The organism is Nonomuraea sp. NPDC004580 (assembly GCF_040609855.1).
In the GTDB taxonomy this organism is placed as follows: domain Bacteria; phylum Actinomycetota; class Actinomycetes; order Streptosporangiales; family Streptosporangiaceae; genus Nonomuraea; species Nonomuraea salmonea.
Genome location: NZ_JBEXLH010000062.1, coordinates 35,395 through 50,707, shown reverse-complemented (window position 1 = coordinate 50,707; position 15,313 = coordinate 35,395). Strand labels below are relative to the sequence as shown.

Below are 15,313 nucleotides of genomic sequence, written 5' to 3'. Positions count from 1 at the left end.
GCGCCGGTCAGCGCGCCCAGCCACAGCGGCGCGACCGTCGCGAACCGGTACGTCAGCGACCGCCCCTGGTGCACGGGAGCGCCGTCGGCGGCGAAGAAGTGCTGGTACTGCTCAAGGAAAAGGCGCAGGCGGCCGGCGTAGCGCTCGGCGCGGGCGGTGTCGCCCGCCATCCGCGCCCACAGGGACGGGTAGAGGTGCAGCGCCCAGCCGCAGTAGTAGTCGAAGTTCTTGCCCTTGCCGTCGGTGTACCAGCCGTCGCCGGCGTACCACTCCTCGATGCGCTCCAGGCCGCCGGTGATCTCGCCCGGCTCGTACGGCCCGCCCACCTCGGCCAGGAACTGCTCGACGATCACCCGGAACAGCACCCAGTTGTTGTCGGGCGTTCTCCTGCCGATGAACCCGGCAAGCCAGCTCACCACCCGCTCCCGCTGCTCCGGTGAGAGCCGGTCGAAGATCCACGGCCGGGTCTCGTGCAGCGCCAGCGCGATCGAGGCGGCCTCGACCAGCGGCTGCGCCATGTCGGTCAGCGGCGGCCAGGCGTAGGGGTGGCGGGGGTCGGTGCCGGCGATCAGGCCGCTCGCGTACCGCTCGATCAGTTCCGGCTCCACGTCGCCTTGAGCGCCGGCGATCCTGAAGGCGGCCAGCAGGAACGTGCGGGCGTAGCCCTCCAGCCCGTCGCTGACCGTGCCGGAGATGCTGGGCTCGCCGGGCAGCCGGTACTGCGAGAAGCCCTCGGTGGCGTACGGCGCCACCGACGCCAGCAGGTGGTCGGCCAGCGCCTCCCAGTGGGCCCGGGTGTAGCCGGTGTGTCCGGACAGCCGGTCGTCGGGCGGAGGGAGGTGCAGCGGCATGAACGGCATCCTAAGCGGATCAACCACTCAGCTTCGAGAGCGGGGCCGGATCGGGAGGGGGTGGACGGCGGTGATCAGCGGCCAGGTCAGGGCGGCCATCTCGGCCGGGGTGCGGGGGCAGCCGCGGTGCAGCCAGTCGGAGGCGACCCCGATGAGGGCTCCCGCGGTGAACGCGGCGCTCACGTCGTGCGGGTCGCCGTCCTGCGCGGATGGCTCCTCGCTGAGGCGGGCGTGGATGGCGGCGGCGGTGCGGCGGCGGATGTGGTCGGCGACGCGGGCGCTGCCCTGGGGCCCGAGCAGCGCGCGGTAGAGCCCCGCGTGCTCGGCGAGGCTGGCGAAGAACGCCTCCAGGGACGCGGCGGCCTCGGCCAGCGGGTCTTCGGCGTCGACGGCCGGCATGGGCAGGGATTCGACAAGCCGGTCGATCATCGCGGTGCAGGCGGCCTCGGCCAGCTCGTGCACGTCGCGGTAGTGGTCGTAGAAGGTCGAGCGGCTGACTCCGGCGAGCTCGGCGACGTCGGCGACGGCGATGCGGGACAGGTCGCGTTCTTCGACGAGCCGCAGCAGTGCTCGGGCCAGGGCGGCCTGGGTGCGGCGGACGCGCCGGTCACCCGACGGCGTGTTGCTTGCTCGTGTGGTCGCCACACGCTTCACCCTACCTTCTGACTACAGGTGAAGGTTTTCCTACATGTGTAGGGTAATGTTCAGGGCGAGATGCCGGAAAGGACCAGGACATATGCGCATACACGCAGCCGGGCACGGGAGGAAGGCGGAGTGACACCGCCAGAGAGCATCCTGATCGTCGGCGCCTCCGCCGCGGGCCTGAGCACCGCCGAGGCGCTGCGCCGCCAGGGCTACACCGGCCGCCTGACGCTGCTCGACGCCGAGCCGCACCTGCCCTACGACCGGCCGCCGCTGTCGAAGCAGGTGCTGGCCGGGGCGTGGGAGCCGGCCCGTGCGCAACTGCGTACGCAGGAGCAGCTCGACGCGCTGGGCGCCGCCTTCGTCCGCGGCGAGCCCGCCACGGCACTGGACGCGCGGGAGCGGGCGGTCACCACGGCGTCGGGCCGCGTGGTGCGGGCCGACGCCGTCGTCATCGCGACGGGCCTGGTCCCGTGCCGGCTGCCGGGACAGGACGGCCTGGCGGGCGTCCACGTGCTGCGCGGCCTGGACGACTCGCTCGCCCTGCGCCTCGGCCTGACCGCGGCCCGGCGGCTGGTGGTCGTCGGCGAGGGCGTGCTGGGCGCGGAGATCGCGGCGACGGCCAGGGGCATGGGCCTCGGCGTGACGCTCGTGGGCATGGGCCGGGCGATCCTGGCCGACCAGCTCGGCGACGTCATCGCCGGGCACCTCACCCGTACGCACGAGGAACGCGGCGTGCGACTGCGGCTCGGCGTCACCGTCGAGGCGCTGACCGGCGCGGCGGGCAGGGTCAGGGGCGTGCGCCTGGCCACCGGCGAGACCCTGGACGCCGACGCCGTCGTGGTGGCCATCGGCTCCCGCCCGGCGACCGGCTGGCTGGCGGGCAGCGGGCTGCGGCTGGGCGACGGAGTGGAGTGCGACGCGCGCTGCCGGGCGGGCGGCGGCGTCTACGCGGTCGGCGACGTGGCGTCCTTCCACCACGAGGTCATGGGCCGCAGGCTGCGGCTGGAGAACCGGACGAACGCCACCGAGCAGGCCCAGGTCGTGGCGGCGAACCTGCTGGGCGCGGACCGGCCGTACACGCCCATCCCCTACTTCTGGACCGACCAGTACGACGTCAAGATCCAGGCGCACGGCCTGCCGTCGCAGGAGGCCGTGGCGAGCGTCACCGACGGCGACCCCGAGCAGCACCGCTTCGCCGCCGTCTACCGCGAGGAAGGCCGGGTCACCGGCGTGCTCGGCTGGAACATGGCCAAGCAGGCCCGCGTGCTCCGCCAGCAGCACCTCACCCGGGCATAGAAGCCGATCCGTTCACGAGAAGAGGCCGCATGAGTGTCAATGAGCAGGTCCTGACCTACCCGATCCCCAACGACGCGGCGCTGGACCCGCCCGCGGAGTGGGCGCGGCTGCGCGGCGAGTGCCCGGTGGCGCACGTGAAGCTGCCGAGCGGCGACGGCGCGCGGCTCATCACCCGGTACGAGGACGTCAAAGCGGTGCTCGCCGACCCGCGCTTCACCCGCCAGCTCACCGCCCCCGACGCGGCGCGGCTGTCGGCGGACGGCGGCGGGGTGTTCAACAGCGAGGTCGCCCAGATCATCCCTGATGGCGGCGAGGGCCATCAGCACTGGCGGCGGCTGGTCGGCCGGTGGTTCACCGCCAAGCGGATGGCGGCGCTGCGGCCCGCGATGGCGCAGATCGCCGACGACCTCATCGACGACATGGTCGAACGGGGTGCGCCCGCCGACCTCAAGGCGTCGCTCGGCTTCCCGCTGCCGGTGTACGTGATCTGCGACATGCTCGGGGTGCCCGCCGAGGACCGGGACCGGTTCTCGTACTGGTCGGACACGTTCCTCAACCTGACCCGCTACACCAAGGAGGAGATCGACGCCGCGCAGGCGGAGTTCTTCCAGTACATGTCCGACCATGTCGAGGCCAGGCGCGCGCAGCCGGGCGACGACCTGCTCAGCGAGCTGCTGGCGGCCGGCGGCCCCGAGCAGGGCGGGCTGTCGGACCTGCAGATCCTGGTGACCGGCATGGGGCTGCTGGTGGCCGGGCACGAGACCACCGCCAACATGATCGGCAAGATGGTCGCGATGCTGCTGGCCGACCGGGGCCGGTGGGAGCGGCTGCTGGACGAGCCCGCGCTGATCCGTACGACGGTCGAGGAGTCGCTGCGCATGGACGCGAACTCCGGCTTCGGCCTGCCCCGCTACCTGCCCGTCGAGAGCGAGGTCGGCGGGGAGGTGCTGCCCAAGGGCACCACGGTGATCTGCAGCATGGCCGCGGCCAACCGGGACGAGAGCGCGTTCGAACGCGCCGGCGAGATGGACCTGACCCGCAGCCCCAACCCGCACCTCGCCTTCGGCTCCGGCGCGCACTCGTGCCTGGGGCAGTCGCTGGCGCGCACCGAGCTGCAGGTCGTGCTGGAGGTGCTGCTGCGCAGGCTGCCCTCGCTCGAACTGGCGGTGCCGGTGGCGGAGCTGGAGCGGGTGGAGGGGCTGGCGGTCGGCGGCCTGCGTACGCTTCCCGTCCGCTGGTGACCCCGCTGATCTGAGAAGGAGACGACATCGTGAAAGTCATCGTCGACGAGGACAAGTGCTGCGGCGCGGGGCAGTGCGTGCTGCTCGCGCCCGAGGTGTTCGACCAGCGTGAGGACGACGGCATCGTGATCCTGCTGGACGACTCGCCCGGCCCCGGCCAGCACGCCGTGGTGCGCGAGGCGGCCGCGGTGTGCCCGGGGGCCGCCATCGAGCTCGCGGACTGAGGCGGACTGGATACCGGGCCCGCCCGGCGGTCGTGGCGACCGGGCGGGCTCCCGCACGACGGGGCGCCCAGCTGACCGACGTCAGCGGGGCGCCCTCGGCGTTCCCGCGATGATCGACCGGGTGCGCGCCGGGATGGTGTCGGGCAGGCCGGCGAGGATGTCGGCCAGCGTGACCCCCGCCAGGCTGCGCCGCCACGCCTCGTGGGCCTCGTACATCTTGGCCGCGAGCACGCACGTCTCCTGGCAGTCCTCCTCCGGCAGCGCGCCGCGCCCCCGCATGCGGATCTCGCGGCACTCGTACGGCGACGCCGCCCCATCGACCGCCTCCACGATCTGCAGCAGCGTGACCTCCCCCGGCGGCCGCCCGAGCCTGAACCCTCCCCTCGGCCCCGTCGTGGCGGCCAGCACCCCGGCTCTGACCAGCGCCTGAAGCTGCTTGGCCAGGTAAGGAGCGGGAAGGTCGTAGTAGTCGGCGAGCTGTGCGGCCGACGCGGTCGCTCCGGGGTCGAGTTGCGCCAGCGTCGACGCGCAGTGCAACAACCATTCGGTGCTCACAGGCAGCTTCACGCCGACCATCATATCGGGGAGATTGAGGATCCATTTAGTCCGAGATATGGTGACGCCGTAGCACGAGGAGAGGAAAGTCATCATGCGTATCGCAGTCGCCGGGGCCACCGGCAACATCGGCTCCCGTACGGTCGCCTTCCTGGAGGGCGACGGGCACGAGGTCGTCCGCGTCAGCCGGTCGCTGGGCGTGGACCTGGTGACGGGCGAGGGCCTCGACCAGGCGCTGACCGGCGTGGACGCGGTCGTCGACGCCATCAGCGCCCCGCCGGTCAGCAGGGAGCAGACCGTCGAGCTCTTCGGCACCACCACGGCCAACCTGCTGGCCGCCGAGCAGCGCGCCGGCGTGCGGCACCACGTGCTGCTGTCGATCGTCGGCGTGCACCGCGTGCCGGGCAACGCGCACTACGCGGGCAAGCGGGAGCAGGAGCGGCTGGTGGAGGCCGGTCCCGTGCCATGGACGATCGTGCCGGCCACGCAGTTCCACGACTTCGCCGAGATGGTCGCGAGCTGGACCGAGCAGGACGGCGTCGCCACCCTCGCGCCGCTGCTCGTCCAGCCGATCGCGCCGTCCGACATAGCGGCCGTGCTGGCCGAGGTCGCGGCCGGCGAGCCGCAGGGCCGCCACGCCGACGTCGCGGGCCCCGACCCGCAGGACCTCGTGGACATGGCCAGGCGCACGCACCAGGCGCGGGGGCGCGAGGTGAAGCTGGTGCCGACGTGGCACGGGGTCTTCGACGCGTCCATGGCGGGCGACGTGATGCTGCCGGGCGAGCGTGTGCGCATCGCGCCGACCACGTTCGAGCAGTGGCTGGCCGAGCAGGCTCAGAAATACTGACGGATGCGGAAGGGACGGACGAACAGCGACGCGGACGCGCGGCTGATCAGCTTGACTTTCCTGATCCTCGTCTTCTTGTCGATGCGCACCTTGACGCACTTCATATACACGTCGTGATGGCCGGGCGGCGCGTAGCGGGAGATGATGACCCCGCGCCGGCCGAAGTTCCGCCCGGTCAGGCCCACGCCCACCTCCCGGAAGGTGCGCCACGAGCCCTTCAGGGGGAAGGCGGTGGAGCCGGCGATCGCGTGGTTGGCGGCGTCCGGGCAGTGCAGGAGGACGCGGATGACGTCGTTCTGGTGGGGCGACTCGGGCGAGACGAAGAAGGACGTGAGCTTGCGCCACTTGGGCGTCTTGTCATCGTTGTCGTCGTTGTCGTCGTCCTTGCCTGCCTGCGCAGGGGTGGCGGTGAGCACGACCGTCACCACCATCGCCGCGATCGCCCGCATCCGTCCCCCTCACTTCCTGTGACTCCCCCCATGCTGACGAACGCCTCCATCACACCGGAAGCGCCACGCCGAACCGGCGGTGCACGTGCCGCATAAGCTGCCGGTCATGCGGCGTTTGAGCAGTACGGTGGTCATGGTGACCGGAGACGGGGCCGCGCGGCCTGCCCCAAGGTGGTGCCTGATCAGCTGCTCACGGGCTCGACACCGTCGTAGTCGACGAGCAGGTGGCGCGGGCCGCGCAGGATCGGGCTCGGCCGGTACGGCGGCGGATCGGCGACCAGCCGGGGCGCGCGCAGCCTGCGGATGAGCTCGGTCAGCACGATCTGCGCCTCCAGCCTGGCCAGCGGCGCACCGAAGCAGTAGTGCACGCCGCCGCCGAAGCCCAGGTGCTCGTTGCCGGACCTGCAGGGGTCGAAGGTCTGCGGGTCAGGCACGTGAGCGGGGTCGCGGCTGCCCGCCGCCAGCGCGAGCACGATCGGTGACCCGGCCGGGATGGTGACGCCGGCCACCTCGATGTCCTCCAGCGCCACCCGCGACGAGATGAGCTGCACCGGCGGCTCGTACCGCAGCAGCTCCTCCACCGCTGGCACGATCAGGCCAGGATCGGTGCGCAGGCGTTCGAGCAGGGCCGGGTCGCGCAGGAACGTCAGCATGCCGTTGGCGATGAGGTTGATCGTCGTCTCGTGCCCGGCGATCAGCAGCAGCACCGCGGTGGCGACCACCTCGCGCTGCTCCATGCCGCCTTGGGTGATCAGCCCGGACAGCAGGTCGTCCCCCGGTTGCGCGCGGCGCTCCTCGACCAGCTCCCCGAGATAGCCACGGAGCTGATCGGCGACCGCCTGCCGCTCGCGCTCCCGCTCGGCCCTGTCATGCTCGCCAGGGCCCAGCGTGTCGATGATCCGGTCGGCCCAGGCGTGGAAGCGCGGCTCGTCCGCCTCCGGCACGCCCAGGATCCGGCAGATCATCGCGACCGGCAGCGGATAGGCCACCTCGTCCACGAGGTCCGCCTGCCGCCGGTCCGCCAGGCCGTCGATCAGCCGGGTCGTCACCTCCAGCATGGCGGGCCGCAGCCCGTCGATGAGCCGCGGCGAATGCGGCGGCCCGAAGTGGCGCATGGTCAGGGCACGCAGCCGGTCGTGCTCGGGCGGGTCCAGCCCGATGAACGACGGCGCCGGGTCCGGCGACGCGTCGGGGACGCGCAGGTTGCGGCGGTCGGAGCTGACCCGCGGGTCGTGCAGCAGCTCGACGATCTCCCGGTACGTGCTCACCACGTACGTGCCGTCCTCCTGCCGCGCCACCGGAGTCCTGCGCAGCTCGTCGAAGAGCGGGTAGGGGTCGGCCCTGTTCGCCGGGTCGAGAATGCGGTCGAAGACGCTCATGACGCTCCCTGGGGTGGATGCAGCAGCGTGGCGCGGCGTTCCGCCGGGTCGTGCCCGGTCACCACGACGGTCGCGCCCGCCGTGGCCACCACCCGGTCGGGCACCCCCGCCGGCACGGGCCCCGCCTCCTCCCGCCGGTCCACGTGCCGGAAGTCCGGCGGGAACGGCGCGGCCCGCTCGATCAACCGCTGGTAGAACTCCAGCCAGATCCCCTGGTCGAAGGTGACGGCGGCGGTGACGCGGCCCTGGTAGCCGTACACGGCGGCGAAGCGCCGCCCGGCCGTCGAGCCCTGCGTGATGACGACCTGGTCGGCGAACGTGGGCACGCCGACCGACTTGATGTTGACGCCGAACTGGCTCGACCAGAACACCGGCACCGACAGGTGCGGCCAGCGGTGCGCCTGGTCGCTGACCATGTTGTGGGCGGCGATCTCGGCCTGGGCGACCGCGTTGCCCCAGTGCTCCAGCGTCATGAACTGGTACTGGTAGAGCGGGTGCGGGAAGCGCGCGATGTCGCCGGCCACGAAGACGTCGTCCATGACCAGGCCGTTGGTGTCCACCGCGCGGCAGCCCGCGTCGCAGGTCACGCCCCACACGCCGGCGGCCAGCCCGGAGTCGTGCAGCCACTCGACGTTGCGGATCGAGCCGAGCGCGACGACCGCCACCTCGGCCGCCACCGTGGTGCCGTCCGACAGCCGGGCGCCGCGCAGCCGGCCGTTCCCGTCGTCCTCCAGGGCGGTGACGGTCGTGTCGCAACGCAGGTCCACGCCGTGGTCGCGGTGCAGCCGCGCCGCCACGTCGCCGATCACCCGGCCCAGCGCGTTGACCAGGGGGGCGGGGCCGCGTTCGACGACCGTCACCGGTAGATCCAGCTCGCGGCAGACCGAGGCGATCTCGCTGCCGGTGAACCCGGCGCCGAGGATCAGCACCCGGTTCGGGCGGGCGGCCAGCGCCTGGCGCAGGCCGGCCGCGTCCTGCTGGGTGCGCAGGGTGTGGACGCCCTGGAGGGCGGCCTCCCTCTCATTGGGCCAGGGCCTGGCGCGGGTGCCGGTGGCCAGCAGGACCCGGTCGAACGGCAGCTCACGGCCATCGGCCAGGCGTACCCGCTTGGCCGCGATGTCGAGGCCGGTCGCCTCCGTGCCCCACAACCACTCGGCCTCCACCTCGCGCACGCTGGGCAGCAGCGTGTGACCTGGCGGGATCTGGCCGGTCAGCACCTGCTTCGACAGCGGCGGCCGGTCATAGGGGGCGTCGCGTTCCGCGCCGACCACGGTCAGCTCGCCCGCGAAGCCGTCGCGCCGCAGCACACCCGCCGCCCGCGCGCCGGCCAATGAGGCGCCCACGATGACGATGCGCTCGCCGTGGCCCTTCGGCTGGGCGCTCTGGCGGGGGACGTACGGGCTCTCGGCCGCGTCGAGGTGGATGGCCTGCACCGGGCAGGCCGCGGCGGCCCGCAGCACCTGCTCGCGCTGCTCGTCGGCCGGGTCGAGGTCGTACAGGAGCGCCTCGTCGCGGATGGTGAAGACGTCGGGCGCGAGGAACGCGCACTGCCCGTATCCCTGGCAGCGCGTCAGGTCGACGACGACTTTCACGAAGGCCACTCCCCCGTCGAGCGAGCACGCGCCTGGCTCGCTCGGCGGTGGCGGGCCCGGCCCGCGGTGACCTACCCGGGGCGGGCGCGCCGTAGCCTGCCCGAGCTGATCCTGCCCGGGTTTTTGCCCAGGTCGAAGGGCCCTCTGCGGATGGCTCTCCTGCTGCAAGCTCTCCTGCGGATGGCTCTCCTGCTGCAAGCTCTCCTGCGGATGGCTCTCCTGCCGAAGGCGGCGAAGCGGACGCCTCCGGCACGCGGGATCAGCCCACCGGCTCTGCCGGACCGACTCTGGCCGGACCGGCGGGAAACGCGCCCCCCTGCCGGTCGGTCAGGTGGTGCTCAGTGAGCGGCCTCGTACTGCTCGACGACGGAGGAGGCGATGCGGCCCCGCTCGCTCACCGGCAGACCCTGTGCCTTGGCCCACTTGCGGATCTCGGTGGCCTTCTCGCGGCTCACCGCGCGCGAAGAACCGCCGCGGCGGCCGCGGGCGCCCCTGTCGGCGCGGACGGCGCGGGCTTTGGTGATAAACGGCGCCAGCGCCTTCTCCAGCTTGTCTCTGTTGGCTCCGGAGAGGTCGATCTCGTAGTTCGTGCCGTCGAGCGCGAACCTCGTGGTGCCCTCGGCGTCACTGCCGTCGATGTCATCGATAAAGGATTCAACAATGCGCTTCGCCATTAGGGTGCTCCAAATACGTTCACGTTGCAGGTACTGTAACGCTCTTCAGCAGGAAGTGCATCTTAGGGGCGTGGCGTGGCTCCGGCCGCCCGTCACTCCGGCGCTTGCCCTGGTCATCCCCCTTCACTCCGCCCACCTCCCGATTCCGGGCCCGGCACGGCACCGCCGCCCTGACGGCCTTCAATGGCGCGGAATCGGCGGTGTTGAAGAGCAATTCAAAGGATACGGTTCGGCCTCGCACATAGGCGAACTCGTCACATCGGCCCGTAGCCGGCGGCGCGGACTCAACCGTTCCTCAAGACCTGCGGGCGCCGGACGGCGCCATTGACGGGCGCCGGACTTGGGAGCGTTCCACCTTTCGGGGGATGTCCGAAGCGCTTGCGCCTGAATGATCACTCCCCTAACTTATGGTCCATAACTTTCGGGGGTGATCAGGTGCGCACGGGCGGCCGCCCGGCCAGCTTCACCGTCGCCGACGTGATCGCGGCCGGGAAGCGGATCGGGCTCAACGAGCTGACCATGCAGCGCGTCGCCGACGCGCTCGGCGTCACCACGGCCGCGATCTACCGCCACGTGCCCAGCAGGTCGGCCCTGGAGACGCTGGTCGGCGAGGCCATACTCGACGAGCTGCGGCTGACCGACGACCCCGCGCAGCCGCTCGTCCCCCACCTGGTGAGCTTCGCCGGGCAACTGCGCCGCTTCACGCTCGACCATCCCGGCACCGCCGGCTACATGCTGCGCCTGTTCCCGCGCGGAGCCTCCGGCATCCGGCTCATGGAGCAGGAGCTCCATGCCCTGGGCGAGCGCGGCTACGACCCCGCCGCCGCAACCGTGGTCGCCTCCGGCATCGCCACCATCGCGCTCGGCGTCAGCGTGGCCGAGCAGGAGCAGGCCGCCGTCGCCGGGTCGGAGGTCGTCGAGCACGCGCTCACCGCGATCGCCGGCTCGACCCTGCTGCGGCAGGCCCAGGCCGGCATCCCCGAGCACACCTTCGAGGACTACTTCCTGCTGCTGCTCACCTCCGCCGCCGAGGGGCTGGTCGCCCGGCTCCCGCCCGGCGCGCCCATCCCGGCGCCCGAACCCGCCGTGAGCCCCACGACGACCCCGATCACGGAGAAGACGCCCTGAACACCGACGACCACCTCTTCCCCGACGACCCCGCCACAGTCGGGCCGTACCGGATCGAGAAGCGGCTCGGCAGCGGGGGTCAGGGCGTCGTCTACGCGGGCCGGGCTCACGACGGGCCGCTCGTCGCCATCAAACTGCTGCATCCGCACCTGGTCGCCGACGGCCTCGCCCGCGAGCGGTTCCTGCGCGAGGTGGAGACGGCCAAGCGGGTGGCGCCGTTCTGCACGGCACAACTGCTCGACTCCGGGTTCGCCTGGACGCGGCCGTACATCGTCAGCGAGTACGTGCCGGGGCCGTCGCTGCAGAGTTCCGTACGCGACGACGGGCCGCGCGGCGCGGCGGCGCTGCACCGGCTGGCCATCAACACCGCGACGGCCCTGGCCGCCATCCACGCCGCCGGGGTGGTGCACCGCGACTTCAAGCCGGCCAACGTGCTGCTCGGGCCCGACGGTCCCGTGGTGATCGACTTCGGCATCGCCAAGGCGCTCGACCAGAGCCAGTCGGTGATCTCCAGCCAGCCGTTCGGCAGCCCGGCGTACATGGCGCCCGAGCAGATCTCCAACGGGGACGTGGGGCCGCCCGCCGACTTGTTCGCCTGGGCCGCCACCATGTACTACGCGGCCACCGGCCGGCGCGCCTTCCTCGGCGACGGGATCCCCGCGACGCTGCACGCGGTGCTGTCGAGCGAGCCCGACCTGTCGCCGGTGGACGAGCGGCTGCGGTGGCTGCTGCGGGACTGCCTGGCCAAGGACCCGTCCCGCCGGCCGACGTCGGGGCAGGTGGTCGATCGCTTGAGAGCTTTGACGGGCGTGACGGACCGCCCCTCCCCCACCACACCGCCACCGGCCCCGGCAACATCCGCCGGCCCCCTGACCCCGCCCCAGGGCTTCCTAGCGACCTCACCTCCGAGCGGCCCCCCGACCCCAGCCCACGGCTTCCCGGCGACCTCGTCTCCGAGCGGCCCACTGACACCACCCCACGGCTTACCGGCGGCTTCACCCCCGAACGGCCCGCTGACCCCGCCTCACGGGTTCCCCGCCACCTCTTCGGGGCCGGGCGTTGTGCCTGGCGCGCGGTCCGATGACACCGCGCCGCGCGCGGAGGCGCGGGGGGCCGCGCTCGGCACCGGGCCCGTCACGGGTGGAGGCCGGATGCGGGTGCTCAAGGTGGGGGTGCCGGTCGGAGCGGTGGCGCTGATCGCGGCGGCCGGGATCGGCTGGCACACCTTGTCGCCCGCCGTCTCCCGGCCGGAGGCGGTGGCCCGCGTCCCCGTCCCGGCCGCCACCGAGCGTACGCCAGAACCCACCCCCACCACTTCCCAGCAGGCCCAGGAGGCGAAGGACCTGGCCAGCGCCACCTCCCGGCCGAAGACGGCCACGCCCACCACCTCCCGCCGCCGGCCCACGTCCACCTCGCCGTCCACCTCGCCGTCCACCGTGCCGGCCACCACCGCCGAGCGCACCCCCTCGCCATCCGCGACGACCACCACCCGCAGGCCCGCGACCCGTACGCCCAAGCCCACCCCCAAACCCACCAGGTCGCCCACCGCGAAGCGTTCGACCAGCGCGCCCGCCCCCGAGCCCAGCACGGGCACGATCACGTGGACGGACGTCAACGCCTACTGCAAGGCCAAGGGGTACAAGCCGTCGTACAGCGCGGGCTGGGGCTACACGCGGTGCAACGGCTCCGACTCGGCGGTGGACCCGGCCTCGGTGTGCCGGTGGAAGTACCCGGACTACCCCAACGCGACCGCCGAGACCCCGGCCAACCCGTGGATGCCGACGGCCACGTGCCAGTTGTCCTGACATCCCCTAAGCGGGTCTCGGGGGCGAATCCAGGGATGACCCCGAAGCCGGGCACGAGGGGGTTCGCCGACAATTGCCACATGACGATGAGGAAAGTGGCACTGATCGCAGGTCTCGCCGGGGTCGCGGCGTTGACGACGGCCTGCGGCGTGGCGGACGCACTGAACGAGGACTCGGCCGCGTACGACGTGACCGGCCAGGTGGCGGCGCTGCAGGTCACGACCGACGCGGGCACGATCGAGGTGATCGGGTCCGACCGCCGGGACATCCGCGTGACCGAGCTGCTGAGCTGGCGCAAGAGCAAGCCGACCACCAAGCACCAGGTACGCGGCGACACGCTCGAACTGTCCTTCACCTGCCCCACGACCTGGGGGTTCGGCTCGATCGGCGTCAACTGCGACGTCGCCTACCGGGTCGAGGTGCCCAAGGCGACCCGCGTCCGGCTGGCCTCCGACTCGGGCGACATGACGCTGACCGGCCTGTCGGGCGACGTGGAGGCGACCAGCGACTCCGGCGTGATCAAGGGCGACGGGCTCACGGGCAAGCGGGTCGTCACGAAGACCGACTCGGGCGACATGAACCTGGCCTTCGCCGGCCCGCCGGACGTGCTCACCACCGACACCGACTCGGGCGACACCGTCGTGCGGGTCCCTGAGGGGCCGTACCGGGTGAAGACCACGTCGGACTCCGGCGACGAGAACATCAAGACCGCCCACGACCCCGCGGCCCAGCGTTCGATCAACCTGTCCACCGACTCGGGCAGGCTCGAGCTGGCGCCCGCCTGACCGCCAGGACGTAGGGTCGGGATCACCACCACACCGGTCCTTCCGTGGAGCGCCCATGACCGTCACTCCCGCGCAGCTGCGGGCCCTCGCGAGCCGGGCGGAGGCACTCGCCGCCGAGGTCCGCGCCGCGTGCGCCATCACCCCCGACGTGCACCCGGGCGAAGCCGACCCCTTCGTGGCGGCCCGCCAGGCCGCCGACTGGCTGACCAGGGCCACCGACGACCTGCGCCACGCGGCGACGGACCTGGCCCGCACCCAGGTGGAGCCCTGCGCCATGGCCTGGGCGGTCTGCCCGGAACACGGCAACACCCTGACCTCCATGGCCGGCGTCTCAACCTGCCGGGTCTGCGGCCACAGCACACCGACCCCGAGACCGGGCGAGCCCTGCGGCGCACCGGTGACCTGGAAGGTCATCGACCCCGCGGGCACCGAGACCAGGATGTGCGCCGGCCACGTCCTGGGCGCCCGCGCCGTCTCCCAGGGCGCCACCTTCATCCACCTCGACCAGGCCCTCACCTGAAGCGCTCACCCTCACCCACCCTCTAGCTAGGAAACGGCCTCGATGTCGGTCATCGCCGTGATCTGGTACCAGTCGAAGCCCATCCAGGTCTCCTGATAGCCGTGGACGGCAAAATAGCCGCGCATGTACCACATACCGACCCGTTCGGCGAAGGGCCTGGCCTCCTTGGAGCTGTGCTTCACAGTGACGCGGACAATCGTGCAATCGGTCACGGTGATCCTGGTGAATGGCTTCTTCGGACACCGCGCGGAAGGTAGAGAGAAGCCGTCCTCCCCAGGACCGCGGGGGCCTTCGCCGACGAAGAGGCCGTCCCCGGAATCTGGTAGGTGAGTGCCGAAGTAGTCGGCGTCGAAGTACGCCAGGATGCGGATCTTCATTCCCTCGTGTTCTTCGAGGAACTGCAGCAGCCTGAGCGAGCTGTCCAAATCGTGAATGGTGACGTACTCATCTGCGTTGCCGTCCTTGTCGCTGTCTTCGGCGAACGTCGGAATGTTCCGCGGGTCGGGCGGATACGGCTTTCTCCAGGCCTTATCGGCCAGGTCAAGGGCTTGTTGCGACACCTGCAACGCCTGCCGTGACAGGTCCAGAGCGACGATGGCGACCACGAGGGATGCGGCGGATAACAAAGCCGCGATCACGTCGATGACGGAGGCCCTGCCGGTCTTCCGCTCTCTTTGCATAAGCTCTCCCTGGTCAGCGGGCATTCGGCGGACACCTCCCTTCGTACGGCACGCGCCGCCGCATGGGGAGAAATACTTCCGTTCTCCTTCGCATGGCAGATGTCGGTCACATCTGACACTTAGACCAATTCCGGCATTTCGGTTGATGGCGCTGATGGTGCGCAGTCCAATGGCTCCCGTCTCAGGTCGACGCGCCCTGAGGAGTGCCTATGACCCGGGAGCAAGTGGAACAGGCCCCGCGCCGCGCAGAGCAACTCACGATCAGGCAAGACCCGCGCTGGACCGCGCGGCCGCCCTCATGGGCCAGAACGTCTGGACGGGACCCGCCGCCCAGCGCTTCGCCGACGAGCCGGCCAGCCAGCGCCAGGCCCTCAGCGCGGGATGCGCAGGCGTGGTGGACGAGTTGCGGGCGCCGGAGCGCCTCTGCCCACGGCAGGCAATCCGTGGAACCGCATCGGCCAGCAGCGCCAGGACGTCTTCGACCCGAACCTGGTTTCCGCCAACCCGATAGCCGAGCAGGCCAAGGACGCTGTGGAGAGCGTCGCGGGGCCGGGTGAGATAGTGATCGACTACTCCCCCGCCCGCGCCGCCATCGGGCCCGACTTCGAGCTGCAACGAATGCCATGAAAGGAGGGGACGCGC

The 15,313-nt window shown here is 71.8% G+C and carries 17 protein-coding genes; 9 read left to right on the top strand and 8 right to left on the bottom strand.

Annotation, left to right across the window (positions count from 1 at the left end):
* Together ABZW11_RS38400 and ABZW11_RS38395 are read right to left on the bottom strand one after the other, a co-directional pair.
* On the bottom strand, positions 1 to 851 hold an 851-nt coding region (locus tag ABZW11_RS38400), incomplete at its 3' end, for a DUF2264 domain-containing protein (protein WP_355428676.1).
* A gap of 27 nt (positions 852 to 878) precedes the next feature.
* Complete coding sequence (locus ABZW11_RS38395) at positions 879 to 1,496, bottom strand: TetR-like C-terminal domain-containing protein (protein ID WP_355428673.1); 618 nt, start codon at positions 1,494 to 1,496, stop codon at positions 879 to 881.
* Positions 1,497 to 1,625: 129 nt separating this feature from the next.
* Between ABZW11_RS38395 and ABZW11_RS38390 the strand changes: the two genes are divergently transcribed.
* The 3 genes from ABZW11_RS38390 to ABZW11_RS38380 are packed head-to-tail and all read left to right on the top strand — an operon-like array spanning position 1,626 to position 4,257.
* Positions 1,626 to 2,792, top strand: a complete 1,167-nt coding sequence (locus ABZW11_RS38390) for an FAD-dependent oxidoreductase (RefSeq protein WP_355428671.1) — start codon at positions 1,626 to 1,628, stop codon at positions 2,790 to 2,792.
* A gap of 29 nt (positions 2,793 to 2,821) precedes the next feature.
* Positions 2,822 to 4,033, top strand: a complete 1,212-nt coding sequence (locus tag ABZW11_RS38385; RefSeq protein WP_355428668.1) for a cytochrome P450 — start codon at positions 2,822 to 2,824, stop codon at positions 4,031 to 4,033.
* Positions 4,034 to 4,062: 29 nt separating this feature from the next.
* Entirely contained in the window at positions 4,063 to 4,257 is a 195-nt protein-coding gene (locus ABZW11_RS38380; RefSeq protein ID WP_355428665.1) for a ferredoxin, read from the top strand.
* Between the two features lie 81 nt (positions 4,258 to 4,338).
* On the opposite strand, the gene ABZW11_RS38375 is transcribed toward ABZW11_RS38380, so the two are convergent.
* The gene (locus ABZW11_RS38375) at positions 4,339 to 4,824 is read right to left on the bottom strand and encodes an Rrf2 family transcriptional regulator (RefSeq protein WP_355428662.1); all 486 of its coding nucleotides are present in this window, start codon (positions 4,822 to 4,824) and stop codon (positions 4,339 to 4,341) included.
* An 82-nt stretch (positions 4,825 to 4,906) separates the two neighbouring features.
* On the opposite strand from ABZW11_RS38375, the gene ABZW11_RS38370 reads away from it, so the two are divergent.
* Positions 4,907 to 5,659, top strand: coding sequence for an SDR family oxidoreductase (locus tag ABZW11_RS38370; protein WP_355428659.1), 753 nt, complete (start codon positions 4,907 to 4,909; stop codon positions 5,657 to 5,659).
* Here the strand turns inward: ABZW11_RS38370 and ABZW11_RS38365 are convergent.
* The 4 genes from ABZW11_RS38365 to ABZW11_RS38350 form a co-directional block, all read right to left on the bottom strand.
* A complete protein-coding gene (locus tag ABZW11_RS38365) occupies positions 5,647 to 6,108 on the bottom strand; it encodes a hypothetical protein (RefSeq protein ID WP_355428656.1) in 462 nt (153 codons plus the stop codon). The two genes, ABZW11_RS38370 and ABZW11_RS38365, sit on opposite strands and share 13 nt — an antisense overlap.
* Before the next feature lie 182 nt (positions 6,109 to 6,290).
* Positions 6,291 to 7,487, bottom strand: a complete 1,197-nt coding sequence (locus tag ABZW11_RS38360) for a cytochrome P450 (protein WP_355428653.1) — start codon at positions 7,485 to 7,487, stop codon at positions 6,291 to 6,293.
* Positions 7,484 to 9,079 carry an FAD-dependent oxidoreductase gene (locus ABZW11_RS38355; RefSeq protein WP_355428650.1) on the bottom strand — a complete coding sequence of 532 codons (1,596 nt, stop codon included), beginning with the start codon at positions 9,077 to 9,079 and terminating at the stop codon, positions 7,484 to 7,486. The genes ABZW11_RS38360 and ABZW11_RS38355 overlap by 4 nt, the downstream gene beginning before the upstream one ends.
* A 338-nt stretch (positions 9,080 to 9,417) precedes the next feature.
* Positions 9,418 to 9,753, bottom strand: coding sequence for an Lsr2 family protein (locus ABZW11_RS38350; RefSeq protein ID WP_355428647.1), 336 nt, complete (start codon positions 9,751 to 9,753; stop codon positions 9,418 to 9,420).
* A 435-nt stretch (positions 9,754 to 10,188) separates the two neighbouring features.
* On the opposite strand from ABZW11_RS38350, the gene ABZW11_RS38345 reads away from it, so the two are divergent.
* From ABZW11_RS38345 to ABZW11_RS38330, 4 genes are all read left to right on the top strand, one after another.
* Positions 10,189 to 10,881, top strand: a complete 693-nt coding sequence (locus ABZW11_RS38345) for a TetR family transcriptional regulator (protein WP_355428644.1) — start codon at positions 10,189 to 10,191, stop codon at positions 10,879 to 10,881.
* Positions 10,878 to 12,686 (top strand): protein kinase, encoded by a 1,809-nt coding sequence (locus ABZW11_RS38340; RefSeq protein WP_355428680.1) that lies wholly within the window; start codon positions 10,878 to 10,880, stop codon positions 12,684 to 12,686. Before ABZW11_RS38345 ends, ABZW11_RS38340 begins: the two co-directional genes overlap by 4 nt.
* 80 nt (positions 12,687 to 12,766) lie before the next feature.
* Positions 12,767 to 13,471 carry a DUF4097 family beta strand repeat-containing protein gene (locus ABZW11_RS38335; protein WP_355428641.1) on the top strand — a complete coding sequence of 235 codons (705 nt, stop codon included), beginning with the start codon at positions 12,767 to 12,769 and terminating at the stop codon, positions 13,469 to 13,471.
* Between the two features lie 55 nt (positions 13,472 to 13,526).
* A complete protein-coding gene (locus ABZW11_RS38330; RefSeq protein ID WP_355428639.1) occupies positions 13,527 to 13,991 on the top strand; it encodes a hypothetical protein in 465 nt (154 codons plus the stop codon).
* A 26-nt stretch (positions 13,992 to 14,017) separates the two neighbouring features.
* Here the strand turns inward: ABZW11_RS38330 and ABZW11_RS38325 are convergent, their stop codons facing one another.
* Positions 14,018 to 14,695: a hypothetical protein gene (locus tag ABZW11_RS38325; protein WP_355428636.1), complete on the bottom strand. Its 678-nt coding sequence runs from the start codon at positions 14,693 to 14,695 to the stop codon at positions 14,018 to 14,020.
* A 357-nt stretch (positions 14,696 to 15,052) separates the two neighbouring features.
* Between ABZW11_RS38325 and ABZW11_RS38320 the strand changes: the two genes are divergently transcribed.
* Positions 15,053 to 15,298 carry a hypothetical protein gene (locus ABZW11_RS38320; protein WP_355428634.1) on the top strand — a complete coding sequence of 82 codons (246 nt, stop codon included), beginning with the start codon at positions 15,053 to 15,055 and terminating at the stop codon, positions 15,296 to 15,298.
* The last annotated feature ends 15 nt before the right edge of the window (positions 15,299 to 15,313 follow it).

Coding starts and splice junctions, on each gene's coding strand:
- ABZW11_RS38360 (WP_355428653.1), bottom strand. CDS start 7,487: ATGAGCGTCTTCGACCGCATTCTCGACCCGGCGAACAGGGCCGACCCC.
- ABZW11_RS38385 (WP_355428668.1), top strand. CDS start 2,822: ATGAGTGTCAATGAGCAGGTCCTGACCTACCCGATCCCCAACGACGCG.
- ABZW11_RS38350 (WP_355428647.1), bottom strand. CDS start 9,753: ATGGCGAAGCGCATTGTTGAATCCTTTATCGATGACATCGACGGCAGT.
- ABZW11_RS38365 (WP_355428656.1), bottom strand. CDS start 6,108: ATGCGGGCGATCGCGGCGATGGTGGTGACGGTCGTGCTCACCGCCACC.
- ABZW11_RS38325 (WP_355428636.1), bottom strand. CDS start 14,695: ATGCCCGCTGACCAGGGAGAGCTTATGCAAAGAGAGCGGAAGACCGGC.
- ABZW11_RS38320 (WP_355428634.1), top strand. CDS start 15,053: ATGCGCAGGCGTGGTGGACGAGTTGCGGGCGCCGGAGCGCCTCTGCCC.
- ABZW11_RS38370 (WP_355428659.1), top strand. CDS start 4,907: ATGCGTATCGCAGTCGCCGGGGCCACCGGCAACATCGGCTCCCGTACG.
- ABZW11_RS38330 (WP_355428639.1), top strand. CDS start 13,527: ATGACCGTCACTCCCGCGCAGCTGCGGGCCCTCGCGAGCCGGGCGGAG.
- ABZW11_RS38335 (WP_355428641.1), top strand. CDS start 12,767: ATGACGATGAGGAAAGTGGCACTGATCGCAGGTCTCGCCGGGGTCGCG.